The organism is Jejuia spongiicola (genome assembly GCF_023502325.1).
Lineage (GTDB): Bacteria > Bacteroidota > Bacteroidia > Flavobacteriales > Flavobacteriaceae > Wocania_A > Wocania_A spongiicola.
In genome coordinates this window covers 272,915-292,180 of the sequence record NZ_JAMFLZ010000001.1, presented here as the reverse complement: position 1 = coordinate 292,180, position 19,266 = coordinate 272,915, and the positions used below count along the sequence as shown (strand labels likewise).

Annotated in this window: 18 protein-coding genes; 3 read left to right on the top strand and 15 right to left on the bottom strand. The window is 31.6% G+C overall.

The annotated features are described in order from the left end of the window. Positions 1 to 13: 13 nt before the first annotated feature. The gene (locus tag M3P09_RS01335) at positions 14 to 904 is read right to left on the bottom strand and encodes a DUF6607 family protein (RefSeq protein WP_249971744.1); all 891 of its coding nucleotides are present in this window, start codon (positions 902 to 904) and stop codon (positions 14 to 16) included. A gap of 182 nt (positions 905 to 1,086) precedes the next feature. Between M3P09_RS01335 and M3P09_RS01330 the strand changes: the two genes are divergently transcribed. Genes M3P09_RS01330 through M3P09_RS01320 form a run of 3 tightly spaced genes read left to right on the top strand, consistent with a single transcriptional unit; the run spans position 1,087 to position 4,243 of the window. Then, positions 1,087 to 3,093, top strand: coding sequence for a TonB-dependent receptor plug domain-containing protein (locus M3P09_RS01330; protein ID WP_249971743.1), 2,007 nt, complete (start codon positions 1,087 to 1,089; stop codon positions 3,091 to 3,093). 57 nt (positions 3,094 to 3,150) lie between these two features. Further along, positions 3,151 to 3,792 carry an HmuY family protein gene (locus M3P09_RS01325; protein ID WP_249971742.1) on the top strand — a complete coding sequence of 214 codons (642 nt, stop codon included), beginning with the start codon at positions 3,151 to 3,153 and terminating at the stop codon, positions 3,790 to 3,792. Between the two features lies 1 nt (position 3,793). Then, the gene (locus tag M3P09_RS01320) at positions 3,794 to 4,243 is read left to right on the top strand and encodes a DoxX family membrane protein (RefSeq protein ID WP_249971741.1); all 450 of its coding nucleotides are present in this window, start codon (positions 3,794 to 3,796) and stop codon (positions 4,241 to 4,243) included. Positions 4,244 to 4,304: 61 nt separating this feature from the next. Here the strand turns inward: M3P09_RS01320 and M3P09_RS01315 are convergent, their stop codons facing one another. From M3P09_RS01315 to M3P09_RS01250, 14 genes are all read right to left on the bottom strand, one after another. Continuing rightward, positions 4,305 to 4,934: a carbonic anhydrase family protein gene (locus M3P09_RS01315; protein WP_099565006.1), complete on the bottom strand. Its 630-nt coding sequence runs from the start codon at positions 4,932 to 4,934 to the stop codon at positions 4,305 to 4,307. 43 nt (positions 4,935 to 4,977) lie between these two features. Further along, complete coding sequence (locus M3P09_RS01310; RefSeq protein WP_099565007.1) at positions 4,978 to 6,840, bottom strand: SulP family inorganic anion transporter; 1,863 nt, start codon at positions 6,838 to 6,840, stop codon at positions 4,978 to 4,980. 33 nt (positions 6,841 to 6,873) lie between these two features. Further along, the gene (locus M3P09_RS01305) at positions 6,874 to 7,557 is read right to left on the bottom strand and encodes a DUF2490 domain-containing protein (RefSeq protein ID WP_249971740.1); all 684 of its coding nucleotides are present in this window, start codon (positions 7,555 to 7,557) and stop codon (positions 6,874 to 6,876) included. A 1-nt stretch (position 7,558) separates the two neighbouring features. Then, positions 7,559 to 9,127 (bottom strand): SulP family inorganic anion transporter, encoded by a 1,569-nt coding sequence (locus M3P09_RS01300; protein ID WP_099565009.1) that lies wholly within the window; start codon positions 9,125 to 9,127, stop codon positions 7,559 to 7,561. A 98-nt stretch (positions 9,128 to 9,225) separates the two neighbouring features. Continuing rightward, complete coding sequence (locus tag M3P09_RS01295; protein ID WP_249971739.1) at positions 9,226 to 9,528, bottom strand: hypothetical protein; 303 nt, start codon at positions 9,526 to 9,528, stop codon at positions 9,226 to 9,228. Between the two features lie 51 nt (positions 9,529 to 9,579). Next, entirely contained in the window at positions 9,580 to 10,341 is a 762-nt protein-coding gene (locus M3P09_RS01290) for a tetratricopeptide repeat protein (RefSeq protein ID WP_249971738.1), read from the bottom strand. Continuing rightward, positions 10,342 to 12,117 carry a BatD family protein gene (locus M3P09_RS01285; RefSeq protein ID WP_249971737.1) on the bottom strand — a complete coding sequence of 592 codons (1,776 nt, stop codon included), beginning with the start codon at positions 12,115 to 12,117 and terminating at the stop codon, positions 10,342 to 10,344. Between the two features lie 22 nt (positions 12,118 to 12,139). Further along, on the bottom strand, positions 12,140 to 12,961 hold the full coding sequence (locus M3P09_RS01280; protein ID WP_249971736.1) for a tetratricopeptide repeat protein: 822 nt from the start codon (positions 12,959 to 12,961) through the stop codon (positions 12,140 to 12,142). A gap of 11 nt (positions 12,962 to 12,972) precedes the next feature. Next, the gene (locus M3P09_RS01275) at positions 12,973 to 13,476 is read right to left on the bottom strand and encodes a hypothetical protein (RefSeq protein WP_249971735.1); all 504 of its coding nucleotides are present in this window, start codon (positions 13,474 to 13,476) and stop codon (positions 12,973 to 12,975) included. A gap of 54 nt (positions 13,477 to 13,530) precedes the next feature. Next, entirely contained in the window at positions 13,531 to 14,565 is a 1,035-nt protein-coding gene (locus M3P09_RS01270; RefSeq protein WP_099565015.1) for a vWA domain-containing protein, read from the bottom strand. Between the two features lie 48 nt (positions 14,566 to 14,613). Then, positions 14,614 to 15,618, bottom strand: coding sequence for a vWA domain-containing protein (locus tag M3P09_RS01265; RefSeq protein WP_249971734.1), 1,005 nt, complete (start codon positions 15,616 to 15,618; stop codon positions 14,614 to 14,616). After that, positions 15,618 to 17,258, bottom strand: coding sequence for a hypothetical protein (locus M3P09_RS01260; protein WP_430886759.1), 1,641 nt, complete (start codon positions 17,256 to 17,258; stop codon positions 15,618 to 15,620). The genes M3P09_RS01265 and M3P09_RS01260 overlap by 1 nt, the downstream gene beginning before the upstream one ends. Before the next feature lie 74 nt (positions 17,259 to 17,332). Continuing rightward, complete coding sequence (locus M3P09_RS01255; RefSeq protein WP_249971732.1) at positions 17,333 to 18,199, bottom strand: DUF58 domain-containing protein; 867 nt, start codon at positions 18,197 to 18,199, stop codon at positions 17,333 to 17,335. A 45-nt stretch (positions 18,200 to 18,244) separates the two neighbouring features. After that, positions 18,245 to 19,246 (bottom strand): AAA family ATPase, encoded by a 1,002-nt coding sequence (locus M3P09_RS01250; RefSeq protein ID WP_099565018.1) that lies wholly within the window; start codon positions 19,244 to 19,246, stop codon positions 18,245 to 18,247. Positions 19,247 to 19,266: the final 20 nt, after the last annotated feature.

The window sequence follows — 19,266 nt, the reverse complement described above, 5'->3', positions numbered from 1 at the left end:
AAGATTAATTAAACTAATTCAAAAATTTATTGATAATTGTTCTAATGTCTTTGCTACCGGCTTTATTGTTTAAGGCAAACAAATGTTGATACAATCTTTTCCCATCTACTTTTTCTTTAAGTTTTATTGCTTTGTTTTCAGCAAAAACTTTATCCCATTCCTTTCTAATTTTTTTCCAAACTTTATCATTTTCTCTCCACCAATCTTTAGCAAGTTTACATTTTTCGTCTGCTACTTTCTTATAAATATTATATCCCTTTTCTTGTACTAAAAGCTCATCTTTTTTGCCAGTTTCTCTTATGATTTTATCATTGTCCTGCTCATGTAACCATCCGTAATCTGTAAGCTTTACTGTATTCCCTCTCGACATAATATTATAATCGCTTCTTTTTGAATATTCTCTTCTAGGTAGTGGTGCATCTGTTTTATTTTCCCAAGAATGTTTCTCATCTACATGAACCCAGGTTGCAGAGCCTGAATACCGTGGACTATCGTCTACTTGATATACTTTTTGTACCCATTGACCTCTTACTTTTTCTTCAGGAAGTTCATTCACACTCCATGTGTTTTTTGCTTCGTAGTTAAAAATATTTTGGTTTTGAAACTCCCAATCTTGTCTCCAATGCTTAATAACCATTGTATCGTTAACTACTAGTAAATGCTGAATAGTTATTTTATCATCTTTATCTGTTACTAATTCTGCCCATTCTAAAGCAGAAGCCCTGTAATCATAAGCTTTTTCATAGGCTATATCTGGAGAAAATGTTTCAGCATATTTAAACTTAATTTCATAACAGCCACACATATCTTTTATGGCATTTTGATCTTGTTCTTTCTTGTTTTGAGCATTTCCTATAACTGAAAATGTTAAAATTAATAATGGTAAAAGTGTTAATCGTTTCATTTTTAAAGGTTTGTTGTTCGTGATTAAAAAAAATTAAAAAATTTGTTATTCTTATTTAGACTGAATTAAAATAACTTATATATTTGCGACAAATTTAATTAAGAATGATTCTAAATAAAAAATATTTTAGCATTTATTTTTCACTTTTTTTTGTTAGCCATTCATTTTCACAAGAAACTAAAGTGATAGCAACGGATTCGAGCAAAACAGAAAATTTAGATGAGGTAATTATAACAGCAACTAGAACCATAAGGCAATTATCATCTTTACCATTACCAGCTCAAATTATATCTAAAAAGGATATTGAACGCTCAAATTCAATTAGGTTAAACGATATTCTTAATGAACAAACTGGGTTAATTACTATACCCGATTTTGGTGGCGGAGAAGGCATTCAATTGCAAGGATTCGATTCACAATACACCTTAATTCTTGTAGATGGTGTTCCCCTTGTTGGTCGTTCGGCTGGGACATTAGACATTAGTAGAATAACTGTTGGAAACATTAAACAAATTGAAGTCGTTAAAGGAGCTTCTTCAAGTCTATACGGTAGTGAAGCGCTTGGTGGTGTTATAAATATTATTACAGAAACACCAAAATATGGTTTTAATGGAAACACAAATTTTAGAATAGGAGCATTCAATACATCAGATTTAAGCACTACTATTAATTATAAAAAGAAAAAACTGGGGGTTACTACTTTTTTGAATAGGTATAGTAGTGATGGGTATGATTTAAATAAAGCCGATGACTTAAAAACAGTTGACCTTTTTAGTAATTATACCTTTAATACAAAAGTTGTTTATGATTTTTCTGAAGCAACACAGCTCTTTGCTTCAGGGAAATATTACACTCAAAATCAAGATTATATTGCTTCATCAACTTTAAAAGGTGAAAGCACTATTAATGAATGGAATTCCCATTTAAAGTTGAGTCATAAATATTCTGAAAAATGGAGTAGTTATTTTGAATTTTATGCCACTAGATATAAAGCAAAGGATTATTTAGATGATGAAAATAATTCTCGATTTAGCAGTAGTTATTATAATCAATTATTGATTCGCCCAGAAATTCGAGCAACTTATAATCCTGATGATAAAAGTGCCTTTATTGGAGGGCTAGGGTTTAACCATGAAACTTTAGATAGAACAGATTTTACTATTCAACCAGAGTTTAATTCGCCTTACCTCTATCTTCAATATGATGGAAATCTAGCAGAAAAACTTAATGTAATTATTGGAGCACGTTTTGATAGCCATAATAAGTATAAATCTCAGTTTAGCCCAAAAGTAGCTATTCGGTATAAATTGAATGATAAACTTAATATAAAAAGCTCTGTAGGCTATGGTTTTAAAGCACCCGATTTTAGACAGTTATATTTCGATTTTACAAATGCTACAGTTGGTTATACAGTTTTAGGATATAATGCAGTTTCTACAGCTATTCCAGAGTTAGAAGCACAAGGGCAGATAGCGAATATTATTATCCCGGTATCAGAGTTTCAGCAGGAATTAAACCCAGAAAACTCTATTAGTATCAATATTGGGTTTGATTATAAATTTTCACCTGTCTTAAAACTAGATTTAAACCTCTTTAGAAATAATATTAGAGATTTAATCGATACCAGAATTGTGGCTAATAAAACCAATGGTCAAAACGTATTTAGCTATTATAATGTCAATAAAGTTTATACACAAGGGTTAGAATTTAATACTATTTGGAAACCTATAAATCAACTTAAAATATCTGGTGGTTATCAACTATTATTTGCAAAAGATGCAACTGCAGAAAATGCTTTTGAAAATGGAGATGTGTTTGCAAGAGAAAACCCAAGCTCTCCTTCGTTTCAACTGAAAAAAGAAGATTATTTCGGCTTGTTTAATAGGTCTCGTCACATGGCAAACCTAAAGTTATTCTATACCATTCCTAAGTGGGATATGGATACAAATATTAGAGGGACATATCGAAGTAAATATGGCTTATTAGATAGTAACGGAAATAATTATTTAGATACTTATGATGACTTTGTTGATGGCTATACTATTATTGATTTTGCCATTAATAAAACCTTTTATAAAAATTATCTATTAAGCTTCGGGGTTGACAACCTATTCAATTTTACTGACTCACAAAACATTAGCAATATCGCTGGTCGAATTATATACGGAAAACTTAACATTCAATTTTAATAAATAAACAAAATGAAATCACAGATTCACGTAAACAAATTAAAAACAATTAACAAAATGAGTAAAACAATCAAAACAATTCAATTATTAGCCATAGTAGCACTATTTATAGGTTTTACTTCTTGTAGTAGTGATGATGATAATTCAGCACCTCTATTGGAGGTAGCTTCTGAAACAGTATCAAACCTACATGCTCCACAAACTGGTGGTCAAGGTCAACCCGTTTCTGGACAATTTGCAAAGTTTAATTTTGAAACTGGCAAAACAACAACAAGTGATACAGACTGGGATATTGCTTTTAGAGGAACATCAATTATTGTGAATGGTGGAACCACATTAGGGACAACTGATGAACCTAATCGAACAGGAGAAGCGGCTGTTTATATTGCAAACGGAACTATGGCATCTGTAACAAATGTTAATACCTCATTATTCACACAAGATTCTGACACGAGGTACGCAATTCCTACTGGAAGTGGGAACGGATGGTATAACTATGCGGGTCCACCAACCCACTTAATTACACCAATACCTGGTAAAGTATTTGTATTTAAAACACGAAATGGGCTTTATGCAAAAGTTGAAATTTTAAGCTACTACGAAAATGCACCCACTAATCCTGATGCTTTTACTGATGCAACCCCATACTATACATTTAACTACGTTTATCAACCTAATACAGGTGTAACAACTTTTTAGTATGAGTAAGTTAATTAGCGTATTATTTATCATATTTCGTCTTGCTTTGGGAGGGTTTATGATTTATGGAGGCATTCAGAAATTTCAAAAGCCAATTCCTGAACCTATAGAAGTAGTAGAAAAAGCTCAAAAGTTTACTTCTCCTGAGAAAGAAAACACATTACAAAAGATACTTTATATAAGTGGTACTAAACAGACAGGCTATTTTTGGCAAGTGTTGGGAGTTTGCGAGTTATTATTTGGGCTACTCTTAATTATACAAGGAACGGGTTTTATTGGTGCTATATTTTTATTACCAATAACATTACATATTTTCTTATTTCATCTCTTTTTAGAAACTGATGAAATTGCAGAACTCATACAAACCGGAGGCTTATTTGTCATAAATATTGCCTTGGTATTACGCGAACAAGAAAAATGGAAGCATTTAGTTTGGATTAAACCTATTTAGGTTTTAAAATAAAAAAACCACTCATATGAGTGGTTTTTATTTTTATTATAATACTACTTTGTTAAAGCATTTCTACTTTTCCAGTATGTAAATTATAAACACCTCCAACAATTGCTATTTCACCATTATCTTCCATTTCTGTTAAGATTTGGCTTTTCTCGCGAATACGCTTAATTGTTAGCTTTACATTATTTTCTACTGTTTTAGCAACAAATGTTTTATTAGATGAGTTTAATTCTCCATCAACTTCATCAGCACTTTGCTTTACTGCTGGTAAAATGTTTTCTAACATTGCAGTAATATTTCCTAGTTCAACACCATCGCAAGCTGCTTTTACTGCACCGCAAGCTTCATGGCCTAAGACAAGAATCAACTTACTTCCTGCTACATTACATGAGTATTCTAAGCTTCCTAAAATATCTACGTTCTCAAAATTCCCCGCTACTCGAGCAACAAAAACATCGCCAATAGCTTGATCTAAAACAGTCTCAACAGGAACTCTCGAATCAATACAAGATAAAACTACGGCTTTAGGAAATTGTCCTCCTGTAGTCTGGTTTACTAATGCGCTATTATCAACGGATTGTGTAGTATTATTTACAAATCTATTGTTTCCTTCTAACAAATCTTCTAAAACACTATTTGGAGTTAATGCCATTTGTGCTTCTTTATTTAATGCTATATTTTTCATCTTTTTATTTTTTAAATTCTACTTATTTTTAAACAATTGATAATTACTTATCTCCATTTATATTATGCTTTATCCAAGCTAAACATTCTTTAAAGTTATCAAATATATGCTCTTTTGGAATTAAATCTGGTACAATATCAATACGTTCCATCATATACCTAGGCTGTTTTAATAAACCAACAAAAAGAACTTCAATGTTTTTCTTTCCTAATTCCTGCAGGATATCTTCCATAGCGTATAGCCCAGATTGATCCATGTATTGCATTCTTCCTAGTCTAATAATTACAGTATTGGCTGTATCTGGAATTTGTTGAGATAGCGCTTGAAAATCACTAGTTGAACCAAAAAACAAAGGTCCTTTTATATGTTTAATAAACACTTTTTCTTTTAAGTTATCTGGGAAGTCAACCTCATCAGCCCAAGCCTTTTCTTTTAATGATTCAACATCACTTCGTTCTGCAGTTAAGTCACCTATTTTTTTCATGAACATTAACGACGCTATTACCAAACCAATTCCTACGGCATAAATTAAATCCCAGAACGTAGATAATAATAATACAATAAGCATTATTAATACTTCTGAACTTAATTTAAATGGCCCTAATTTTATATCTCTTGGTAAACTTGGAATTGCTTTTAATCCTTTATAATCCATAACTCCAATACCAACTGTAATCAATATCCCAGCTAAAACTGCTGCAGGAATTTGTGACGCAACTGGACCTAAAGCCAATAATATGATTAATAAAAGAACACCAGCTATCATTCCTGATAATTTAGTTTTACCACCTGATGTAATGTTTACAACAGTTCTGATGGTTGCTCCTGCACCAGGTATTCCACCAAAGACAGCAGCTATACTATTACCAATACCTTGACCGACCAATTCTTTATTTGGTTTGTGTTTGGTTTTTGTCATATTATCTGCCACTACACTTGTTAATAATGAATCTATTGCACCTAGTAAAGATAATGTGAGTGCTGTAAAAATATAAGGCGTTATACTACTTAAAGAAAACTGTGTAAAAATCTCGAGATTAGGTATTGGTAACCCACTTGGTATTTCTTCAATAGGTCTATAGTCTAAACCAAAACCTACGGCAATACCAGACATTACTATTAATGCTACTAGAGTACTCGGAACTGCTTTGGTAATACGTTTAAAGCCATAGATTATAAAAATGGTTCCTAGTGCTAATATAAGTTCTAACCAATTTATGTTTTGGATAGCTCTTGAAAAGACTTTAACTGCTCCTAAAGCACCTGATGCTTCTTTGGCTGCTAAAGTTTGAGATTCTTTTAAAATAGCTTCTTGTGAAATTTCTCCTGCCCTAGAAATAGTTTCTCTAAAATCTTCAAGAACCAAAATACCTTCACCTGCTTCGTCTTTCAGGATGTTTTCTAAAATAACTTCTTCTGCTTGAGGTTTAAATTGGTTTACATATTCCATATCCTCTTTTGGATAATACCCTAAAGACGGAAGAATTTGGGTTAATAAAATAATAACCCCAATAGCCGTCATAAAACCAGAAACTACTGGGTAAGGAATGTACCTTATATACTTTCCTAAGCCTAAAGCTCCCAAGCCTATTTGCATTAATCCTGCCAATAAAAACACCGTTAAGATTATTGGTAACGCTTTTGTAACATCTCCATCGTTAGCTGCAATAATTCCAGCAATTACAACCATACTAACGGCTGTCATAGGTGCGGTTGGTCCAGAAATTTGTGTGTTTGTGCCTCCAAAAAGAGCCGCAAAAAAGCTAATAAAAATAGCCCCATATAATCCTGCCGTTGGCCCTAAACCAGAGGAAACTCCAAAGGCTAATGCTAATGGTAGTGCCACAATTCCTGCGGTAATTCCACCAAAAGCATCTCCTTTTATGTTCGAAAATAGATTCTTCATTATTTTGAAATTTTAGTTAAACTTTGTTTTTTCTTAAAAAGTAAAAAACGTAATTATATTAAATTGATCTCTGCTTGATGTTTCGAAAAACTGATTCATATAACCCGCTTCTAATCTTAATTTATTACTTATATTATATCCAACACCAGCATAAACCCTATTTCTATCAAAAATAGATGTTTTAGTGTTTAAAAAGATCTCATTATAGGCAGAAAGGTAATATTTACTTAATTCTTTTCCTTTCTTATTTAATGGAATGTTTAATCCTAAAAAATACCTGAAACGCATTTTAAAATCTGATTCTACAAATCGCTGTTCAAACCTATATCGATGACTAAGTTTAACCGAGCCTACTTTTTGTTTTGATGTAAACTGTTGAAAAATCCTGTGTTCGTTAACCGAAACTTTATTGTCTGAATTACCAACATAGTTTTCAGAAAGAATATAACCATATCCTAGTAATATGTTGTTTTTGTTTTCGTTAAAGGTATAGCCTAAGCCTGTTCTTAATAAAAGTTGCTCCAAATCGCCAATAGCATTGTAATTTCTATACTGAATTTCATTATGGATATTCCACTTACTATTTAATTTTTTATTACCTATATAAATAAGCCAATTACCAAAATCGCTATCCTGACTTTCAGCAAGCTTAGGCAGCATTAATGCAATAATTAATGCTGCGAAAGCTATTCTCTTTTTCATATTAATTTCTCTCATTTTATGCCGTTTTTGGTCTTAGTTTAAAAAATTCAATATAACTATCTGGATTTTCAACAATACCACGTTCAGAAATCAGTTTTATATCAATATGCCTTGTTTTTGCTTTATGGGCAAAATCTTCAAGAATTTCAACAATATCATTATCTAAAAACCTCGTTTTTCTAACATCTAGCTCTAAAAATGAGTTTTCAGGAAGTCTATCTAATTCCTTTAAAATAGCTCCTTTGTTAAAAAACGTTACCTCTTCTGCTAAGGTCATTTTTAGCTTTTGCTTGCCATTGCTTTTATCTTCAATATGTAAAAAGTGTGAATTTTGGTAACTTTTAATAAGAATAACTATAATACCTACTGCAAGCCCTAAACCGATACCATACAATAAATCGATAAAAACAATTCCAAAAACAGTAACATTAAAGGGTATCCACTGTTTCCATCCCATTTGATACATTTTTTTAAACAGCTTAGGTTTTGCCAATTTGTAACCTACAATTAATAAAATAGCGGCTAAAACAGATAGCGGAATCATATTTAATAGCCTAGGTATTAGAACTACAGAAATTATCAATAAAAACCCGTGAATGATTGCTGATAGCTTACTTTTTCCGCCAGATTGAATGTTTGCAGAACTACGAACAATAACTTGTGTTATTGGCAAACCACCAATTAAACCAGATATAATGTTACCTGTTCCTTGGGCAAACAATTCCCTGTTTGTTGGTGTAACATTTTTATTTGGGTCTAATTTGTCTGTAGCTTCCACGCACAAAAGGGTTTCTAAGCTTGCTACCAAAGCAATCGTAAATGCTACAATCCAAATATCAGGATTAGATATAGCACCAAAATTAGGAAAACTAAATTGTGCAAAAAACGTTGATAAATCATCTGGAATTGGCACATTAACTAAATGTGATTCTGAAATGTTTAACGATGTATAGGGTTGTGTTATAACATAAAAAATAATTCCAACAGCAACAGCAACCAAAGGCCCTTGAACTATCTGAAATATTTTGCTTTTTTTTGATAGTACTTTATCCCAAAGTAATAAAATAGCTAACCCCAAAAAGCCTATAATAGTTGACCCAACTTGAATATGATCGAAAATATTGAATATCTGTGTTAGAGTGGTTTCTCCATTCACTTTAAATAATGTGAACGCTTTGTCATAACCAAAAAAGTGTGGTATCTGTTTTAAAATAATAATAATTCCAATACCAGTTAGCATCCCTTTAATTACTGATGACGGGAAATAATACCCAATAATTCCTGCTTTAAGGGCTCCAAATAAAATTTGAATAATGCCACCTATAACAACGGCTAGTAAAAAGTTTTCATACCCTCCCAAAGTTCCTATAGCGGTTAATACTATAGCTGCTAATCCAGCTGCGGGGCCGCTCACCCCAATTTTAGAGCCACTTAATAACCCTACAACAATACCTCCAATAATTCCTGCAATTAATCCTGAAAAAAGTGGTGCCCCACTTGCTAAAGCAATACCTAAACATAATGGTAGTGCTACAAAAAATACGACTATACTTGCTGGCAAGTCATTTTTAATAGTTTTAAACATATTCTAAATTAAAAGTTGCTTTTAGTTTTGCTTAAATTTTAAACTAAAAGTTTTTGACTAATTAAATTACCTTTTTAAAAAGGTTAAAACCTGAAATATTATAATATGTGTAATTCTGGAGGGGGAGAGATAAGGTTTAAATGCGTTTTAGGATATTTTTTGTAACAATACCCTAAATTATTATTGGTCTTTTTTGAATCAAAAACAAAATCATTGTCAATACTTTCTGAAAATAAAACTTCTGTGTCTTTGTTTTTTTCATGCCCTTTTTCTTCCTCTTCAGAAGAAGAATAAAACACAGAAACATCAATAGAATCATCAACCATATAAATAATAGTTGGAGCTACTGTAAACAGTAAAAAGACTACTGAAAAAAAAATAGAAGCTATGTTTTTTAGCATATAATTTTGAATTTTACCAATTGTAAATATAGTATTTAAAATTTATTTTGTTTAATAAAAATTGCTTAACATTTTAATATCTTCAGAATTCACCCAACCTGTTTTCCCATCTGATAACTTTATTTTTTTCCAATTGTTCACAGTGTCTAAAACTTGAACCTTGGTACCTTCATGTAACCTAAAAGACTCATCGCTTCTTGAGTTTGGTTCACTCTTTACTTTACTTTCTTGTACGAAAACAATAGCGGGCTTGTTATTTTTATCAATATTAAATTTGTGAAATGCTAGGCTTAGTGAAATACACAATAACAATAAACTTGCTACACTACCTATAAAAGCAAGACGTTTATTGATTGTAGAATAGGCAAAATAATAGATTAAAAATAATATAACGAAGCACAATACAAAAACAACAGATGTTTTTGACCAAGCATCAAAACTCATCATGTTAGTTATATTTTTAGTAAGCTTAGTAAAGCCTGTTTCTGGAATAACATCAATAGCATCTATAGTCATGTTTTTTGCAAATGCCATGTTGTTTTTTATGTCATCATCATTTGGTGATAATTGTAATGCTTTTTCATAAAAGTAAATACTTGGTGCAATGTTATTTAATTTATAATGCGCATTTGCTAAATTAAAATACAAATCTGCCGAATGTACTTTAGTTTCTATAATACGGTTGTATTTATCTATGGCTTCAGCATATTTCCCTTCATTATATAATGCATTTGCTTGCTCGAAAATAGCCTCATTTTGAGGAAAAGCAGTAATGCTATATAAGAATGTTAAAATGTATACTATTTGTTTCATTTAACGTGCTTGTTTATCTATTAACGAAATAGTTTTAGCTGCCTTCTCGTAATCTTGTTGCATTTCTACATTTGTAATAGGTGTATAACGTGCTAATTCACAATTTTTAATAATACTTACAAAATCTGTAATAGCTGTATCATCAACCTTTTTATCTTTAAGCAAGCTAATTATTTTGTCTTTACTTAAGTCGCTTATTTCTATATGCAATTTGGCTTTTAAATAATTGTGCAATGCTTTTTCTAGAGCTATATAAAAGGCCTCCTTTTTACCTAATGCTTTTTTAGCATTACCTAAATATTTCTTAGCTAATTTATCTGCTTTTCTAATTTTATTACCATAAACATCAGCATCTCTAGTTGCTTTCTTCTTTCTAATAACAATAGCTAATGGAATGGCTAAAAAGGGTAATAATAGTGCACTCCAAAACAATGGAGTCTTAAAAAAATATGTTGGCTTTGTAGATGTAAAATTCGTTTTTGTTTTTATAAATGCAAATTGATCATTGTTTAAAACTACACGCTGTTTTCCTGAGTTTGCAGTAGTTACATTTGAATTTGAATCATTATTATTAAGAGGCCCATCTAAAACATCGATTACAATCTCATCTGACGACAACCTTTTATAACTTTCTGTTTCTAAATCAAAATAAGAAAAAGTAATATTTGGTATTGGGTACTTGCCTTTATACTGAGGCACAACGGTATAGCTATCTGAAATACTTCCTTGCATACCCGCCAAATTTGTTTTAACATTTTCGGCATGTTCTGGCTCATACACTTCTAAAGAGCTTGGTAATGAAATTTTAGGTAATTTAAATAATTTTAAATTGCCCTTTCCACTTACATTTACTTTTACTTGAAGGGATTCTGAGGCATCTAATTCTGTTTTTGATGTTGATACATTAAACTTAAAGCTACCAACAGCCCCTGTAAAATCAATTGGTTTTCCTGCTTCTGGCAAAGCTTTAACATTAATAATTTTATTCCCTGCCGAAACAGTTTTATGAACACGAGTCATTAAACGACTACCAAAAATGTCTCGTCTATTTGTTGGTACCTGTACTGTTATATCTAAACTTAAAGGTTCTATATTTAGTTTTCCTGTTTTTTGAGGATATAATACTGTTTTACGTAAAACTAAAAATCTATAATCCTCTCCTTTATATGTTCCGTTTTGGACCTTTTGCCCCTTCATATCTATGTTCTGACTCCAAAAATCGTTATATCTTGGACTGTCAATCTCGCGCCAATTATCAACCCCTGTATTTGGTGACACGTATAGTTTGTATACCACAGTAATAGCTTCATTTAAATACGGATTAGATTTTGAAACTTCAGCAATTAAATGAATGTTTTCTGATGCTATATAATTTGGGTCATTAGGGTCTTTGGGTTTATCGACTGCAGCTGTAACCACAATTTTTGTTGGTAATGTTTTATAGGTTTCACCTTCAATAGTAATTGTTGCCTGCTTAATAGTAAAGTTTCCTTGTTTTTTTGGTGCTAAAAAATAACTATATGTTTTTTTATAAGTTCGAACACCATTAATCCATGAATTACTTACCGATTGATTTGGTCCACCAATAATTGTAAAACCTGTAAAGCTTGGTGGATTAAAATTATCCCCATCTTGATTCATTTCAAAATCAACTCGTAAACGTTCATTTACACCTAATTTCTTTTTACTAACCTTGGCTTCAAATTTTACCTGAGAAAAGGCAAAACTAGTTCCTAACATTAGTACTAAAATTAATATGCGGGTTTTTAATTTCATTTTTATTTACAACAACTAAGTTTTACCAGTCTTTTTCTGTTTTTATTTTTACGCCTTTTTGCTTTTCAGCATTCATTTTCTCTTGAACCTTTTTTTCTTGGTTATTCATAGCTTCTAATAAACTCTTTATTTGCTGAGGCGATAATTGACCTGGTTGAGGCTTAAGTTTTTGTTGCTCTTTTTTCTTATCATCTTCTCCCTTTCCTTTATCTTCTTTTTCATCTTTAGGCTTGCCTTCGTCATCTTTTTTATCTTCTCCTTCTTTTTTATCCTTATCGCCTTCGTCTTTCTTATCGTCTTTGTTTTCGCCTTCTTTATCTTTTTTATCCTCGTTTTCTTTCTTCTCTTGATCCTCTTTGTTTTCGTCGTCTTTATTTTGGTCTTGCTGATCTTTTTGTTGTTCGGCACAAACTTTAGCTAAACCAAGGTTATAACGTGTTTCATCATCAGAAGGGTCATTCCTTAAAGCACTTTTATAAGCTTCAACAGCTTCCTTACACTTTTTATTTTGCATTAATATATTGCCAATATTATGAAATGCTTTATGCTTTTCGGTTTTTGACACAGCACTTTTTACAGCTTGTTGGTGGCGATATAAAGCCTCTTCGTAATTCCCTTTTTTGTAATACGAATTTCCTAAATTATAAACTCCAGCTACGCTTGTTGGTTGCTCTGATATGGCCTTTCTATATGCCATTTCTGCTGAAACAAAGTCGTCTTCATTTACTAAAGAATTTCCTTCATGCACATAGTTATTGGCTTTTTTTAATGCTAATAACTCCTCTTTTTCTTGTGCAAAAGAAATGCTCGATATTAAAATAAATATGAATAATAAATGTTTCATGTTTTTAATTATTACTCTTTGGTTTGTCTTATAAATTGAGTGCTTAAATAAACTTGTTTCCACACCCCTTTTTCATAAGTCCCTACTTTAAAATTATAGGTATTGTCATTAACATATTCCCACATATCTGTAACTACAGATGTTCCATACTGATATTGATAAATAATATTTTTTCCTTCTGCAAGTACCGTACCTTCTGTTACTCCGCCAAAAACATCAAATTCCCAAAACTTTATGGTTTTAGAAGCTGCATCAAATTTTCTAATTCCCATATTTCTATCACCTATTTGAGTTTGCTCTTTATCAATAAATCCTTTTGAATCTGCTATAATAATGGTTTTCTCTAGGTCATATTTAAAAGTGATTTCTTGAATAAATTTACTCCCATCTCCCCAATTGCCATCAGCTTTCCATGTTTTATCAATTAAATTTTCAAATATAGAAAGCTCTGCACTTTGACCCATAGTTACTATTGGCATAAAAACTATTAGAAATATGACTACTATTCTTTTCATATCATTTTATTATCCTAAGATATTAAACCTTTCAATTTATGTTCGTTAAAAAATTTATAAATTCTCGTTAAACAAATTCAGCTTTTTTAACCATGCTGTTTTTCGTTCTAAAAGAAAAACATCCAACAATAAAAAGAAAATACCAAACCCTAAAAACCATTGAAACTGATCTTTATATTCTGCAAATTGCTTTGCTTCAAATTCGGTTTTATCCATCTTATTTAATATCTCTCTAATACTCTCAACTACATTACTGGTGCTTTTTCCATTTATATATGCTCCATTTGCTTCTTCAGCAATGCTTTTAAGTGTTTCCTCGTTTAACCTTGTAATTACTGTTTCGCCTTGTCTGTCCTTCTTATAATTTAAAACTATACCATTTCGCTTTTCTGGTATAGGTCCTCCTTTAACATCTCCAACACCAATAGTAAAAATTCGGATACCTTCTTCATTTGCTTCCTCTGCAAGAGTTACTGCTTCTTCACTATGGTCTTCACCATCTGAAATAATAATAAGCACCCGATTTGTTTGCTCTTCATCATCAAAATAGGTTTTAGCTAATTTAATGGCCTCATTAATTGCTGTTCCTTGCGACGATAGCATATCTGTATTCATACTACTCAAAAACATTTTAGCTGATCCGTAATCTGTTGTTATTGGTAACTGCGGAAAAGCTTTACCTGCATAAGCAATTATACCCACACGGTCACTTGCAAGGTTATTAATGATTTGAGTTACTAGTTGTTTTGCTTTTTCTAATCTATTTGGTGCAATATCTTCGGCAAGCATACTTTTAGAAACATCTACAGCAAAAACAATATCAACCCCTTCGCGTTTAACAGTTTCTAATTTAGTCCCAATTTTTGGGTTTACTAGTGCAATTGCTAAACATGCAAAAGCCAAACTTAAAACAACTACTTTTAAAATAGATTTGAATAATGATCTATTCGGACTTAATCTTTTAAGCAACTTTTTATCCGCAAACTTATTCTGCGCTTTATGTTTCCATATTTGAAGTACTAAAAAGAATAGGATTATTACTGGAATAATTCCCAGTGCCCAAAACCATATTTTTTCTTCTAACTGCATTTATTTTTTATTTGTTTCTGCAACGAATTCACTAACTATCTTGTTTTTCTAAACAAAACTTCTAAAGAAAGTAAAACGCAATAGTAGCTCTAAAAGCAATAATGCTCCAGCTAAAAGTACTAAAAATCGATACTTTTCTTCGTAGTTATAAAATTTGAATTCTTCAATTTCAGTTTTTTCAAGCTTATTTATTTCGCTATAAATTTCTTCTAGTTTTTTGTTATTAGTTGCTCTAAAATATTTTCCGCCAGTAACTTCGGCAATTTCTTTAAGCAATTCTTCATCAATTTCAACCTGTACACGTCCGTATTGAAAATTTCCATTAGCTAAAATAGCCACAGGCGATAATGCCATTCCGTTTGTTCCTAAACCTATAGTATAAACTTTTATTTCGCTGTCTACAGCCAATACACTAGCCGTTTTAGGGTCTATAGCTCCAGAATTGTTTACCCCATCAGTTAACAAAATAATAACTTTACTGTTTGCTTTACTATCTTTTAATCGGTTTACAGCTGTACCTAAGCCCATACCTATTGCTGTTCCGCCTTCAATAATCGTATTGTATCTTATTTCTTTTAAAGATCGTAAAACGATCGCTTTATCGCTAGTAATTGGCGTTTTGGTATAAGCCTCACCAGCATATTCTACCAAACCAATTCTATCATTTGGTCTACCCTTAATAAATTCTGCTGCTACCTTTTTTAAGGCTTCTAACCTATTTGGCGATAAATCTTTAGCCAGCATACTTGCAGAAACATCAATTGCCATAACAATATCTATCCCTTTAGTTGTTTTAGTTTTTGTAGATACATCAACTGTTTGTGGTCTAGCAATTGCAGTTATTAACACCCCTAAAGCTATTAACCTTAAGCAAAACAATACATGCTTCATTTTTGGTAACCATGAATTTGTTATTTTAAAGCCCTTTAAACTCGATATATTAAGTTCTGCTGTTTGTTTTTTATGCTTAAATATATACCACAAAATGACTAATGGCAATAGTAGCAACAGCCAAAACAACTCTTTATTTAAAAATTGAATCCCTTCAAACATTATTCTTCTGCTTCTTTAAGTTCAACTGAATTTAAAATACGCTCTACCATTTGATCTGCATACGTATCATCTTCTGGGCTTGTTATTATAATTTGTTGCATTACATTTTCAGATGCAAACTGTAGCAAAACATAATGTGCGCTTCTTAACTCTTTTGAAGCTATTCCTGGTATTTTCATTGTACCTGAAGTTTTTAAGCCTTCAGCTCCGTTTGGTGTTGTAAATTTATCTCGAAGCACAACAATGTCTTTAGCTCCTACTGCTTCCATTGATTTTATACTTCCTTCTGATGCCTTTTCCAAATCAATCTTGTTTTCTCCTAAGTTTTTATAGGTTGACGTATTAACCGTAACACTAAAAAGATCTAACAAGGTACCATAGACAAAAGATGTCATGTCAACCTGTGCCTTCACTTCATCTGGGACAGGTAAATCTGTTCGCTTTAAAACTTTTGGTGTATTAATAGTTACTGGTGGGAATCCGTAAGCACTAGTAACCCAATCACCTTCTAAAAGAGTTTTACTTTCATGCCCTATAATGGTGTCTTTAACATAACCAAAACCGTGTTTAATACCAAAACCAACAAAGGTAGCTATTAGTAAAAACACTCCTATAGCAACAGTAATAATAACCTTTTTGCGTTTCTTTTTACGCTCTTGCTCTTCTTTATATTTTAAATCTAAAAGTTTTTCTTCTTCAGTTGGCTCTGGTAATGCTTCTTTTACATGATCTATTTCAATATCAATAGTATTTCTATCTAATTTTGCTAACTCTATATCTGGTGCAGATTTTGCAAATTTTACTAAATCGGCACGTTTTAAAATGCTTTCAAGGTTATTAATATCTTCTTTACTAATATCTACTTGATTTCCTTCTTTAAGTAAAGTTAGCCTATTTATAAGTTCGTCTGTTGTACTTTCTAAAGCGCGATTATAGACTTTCTCGTCTAAATATTTTCTAATAATAAATGTAAGATCTGAGTAATAATCCTTTAGATTTTGGTTTTCTAAATAAGGGCTTTCATCTAGCTTTATTAAAGCCAATTTTGCTCTGTCATATGGTGGTAATAATGCAATTTGCTCTTCTTCAGAGAGTGGCTTTTTTCTCCAGATAAACCAATAGATTAAAAATGCAATTACACCTACAATTAATAATGTTAGTAACAAATATTTCCACCAATTGCTGCCACTTTTATTTACTTCTATAATGGGTTTAATATCATAAAGACCTTGTTTAGTAGTATCTACAACAATATTATTTACCTCAACTTTTAATGAGTCTGTAAAAAAGGTTTTGCTACCAATTATAACTTTCTGCCTAGGAATAGTATATGCTCCAGAATCAAATTGTGTTAAACCATATTTTTTAATAAGGTTGTATTTATTATTATTTTTTAAGGTATCAACTTTATATGATTCAATCATTTCTAAAGGCGAAAATGTTTGTCCTTCAGGAAACACTACCAAACTTGTGGTATCGGTTTCAACTTGAATATGATAGGTGATTTGTTCACCTATTTTTATAGTGGTTGAATCTATTGCTGAAGTAACTTGTGCATTTGACAGAAAAGAAAAAAGAAAAAAGAACAACGAAAGAATGACCAAAGACTGAAAATCAAAGCCTGAAGTCTTCTTACTCATATTCTTTATATTTATCTTAATTCTGTTTTCCATATTTAATGCCTTCATACTTCTAACTTCGCACTTTGTGCTCATTATCCTCTTCTTTTAAAATAGCCCAACAATTTTTTTACATAACTTTCATCTACTCGACAATCAATTGTTCCTGCTCCAGATTTGGTAAATGCATCCTTATAGTAATCTACTTTTTCTTGATAGAATTTTCCATAATTACGCCTTACTTTTTTAGATGATGTATTAACCAACATAAGCTCTCCTGTTTCTTCATCTTGCATCTGTACCATCCCTAAATTTGGAATTTGTTCTTCACGTTTATCATATACACGAATACCCGTAACATCGTGTTTTCCAGATACAATCTTCATAGTTTGATGATAATCATCGGCTATAAAATCAGACAAAACAAATACAATGGCTTTCTTTTTCATCACATTCGATAAAAACTTTAAAGCTTCGGCTAAATTGGTTTGTTTACTTTCTGGGTTAAATTCAATCAACTCACGAATAATCCTTAATACATGTGAGCGTCCTTTTTTAGGCGGAATAAACAGTTCTACTTTATCAGAAAATAAAATAAGTCCTATTTTATCGTTGTTTTGAGTTGCTGAAAAGGCTAAAGTTGCAGCAATTTCGGTAACCACTTCGTTTTTAAATTGTTCTTGAGTTCCAAATAACTCTGAACCTGAAACATCAACCATAAGCATCATGGTAAGTTCACGCTCTTCTTCAAAAACTTTAACAAAAGGTTCATTATAACGTGCCGTTACATTCCAATCGATACTTCTTACATCATCTCCAAATTGATACTGACGCACTTCAGAAAAAGTCATACCACGCCCTTTGAAAGTCGAATGGTATTCGCCTCCAAAAATGTGATCAGACAAACGACGTGTCTTAATCTCAATTTTTCGTACTTTTTTTAGTAATTCTTTAGTATCCATTTTTCAATCATCATTTATAAACAAGAGCTATACTCAAAAAAACTACTATGGTACTTCTATTTCATTTACAATTTTATTGATGATATCTTCTGAAGTTACATTTTCGGCTTCAGCTTCGTAAGTAATTCCAATTCTATGTCTTAAAACATCTTGAACCACAGCACGAACATCTTCAGGAATAACATATCCGCGACGTTTAATAAATGCGTAACATTTTGCTGCATTAGCTAAGTTAATACTTCCACGAGGCGAAGCTCCAAATGAGATTAATGGTTTTAAATCGGCTAGTTTATATTTTTCTGGGTAACGTGTTGCAAAAATAATATCGAGAATATATTTTTCAATTTTCTCATCCATATAAACCTCACGAACTACCTCTTGTGCTTTTAATATTTGAGATACAGAAACTACAGGATTTACCTTATCCCAAGCTCCTTTTAAATTAGCACGCATTATAAGTTGCTCTTCATCTAATTTAGGGTAATCAATAACCGTTTTCAACATAAAACGGTCTACTTGTGCTTCTGGTAACGGGTAAGTCCCTTCTTGTTCAACAGGATTTTGTGTTGCCATTACTAAGAATGGTTTATCTAAAACAAAAGTTTCATCCCCTATCGTAACTTGCTTTTCCTGCATGGCCTCAAGTAAAGCCGATTGCACTTTTGCAGGAGCTCTATTAATCTCATCTGCCAAAACAAAATTTGCAAATATTGGACCTTTCTTAATAGAAAAATCATTAACCTTCATATTATAAATTAATGTTCCTGTAACATCTGCCGGTAATAAATCTGGTGTAAATTGTATTCTACTAAAACTTCCGTCAACCGCTTGAGCCAAAGTGTTAATAGCTAAGGTTTTTGCCAAACCAGGAACACCTTCTAGTAAAATGTGTCCTTGACCTAATAAGCCAATAAGCAAACGTTCAACCATATGTTTTTGGCCTACTATTACCTTGTTCATCTCTAGCATCAGTAAATCAACAAAAGCACTTTCCTTTTCAATCTTCTCGTTAATTGTCTTAATATCAATTGTCCCTGTCTCTTCCATTATATTTTTAATTTTTAAAG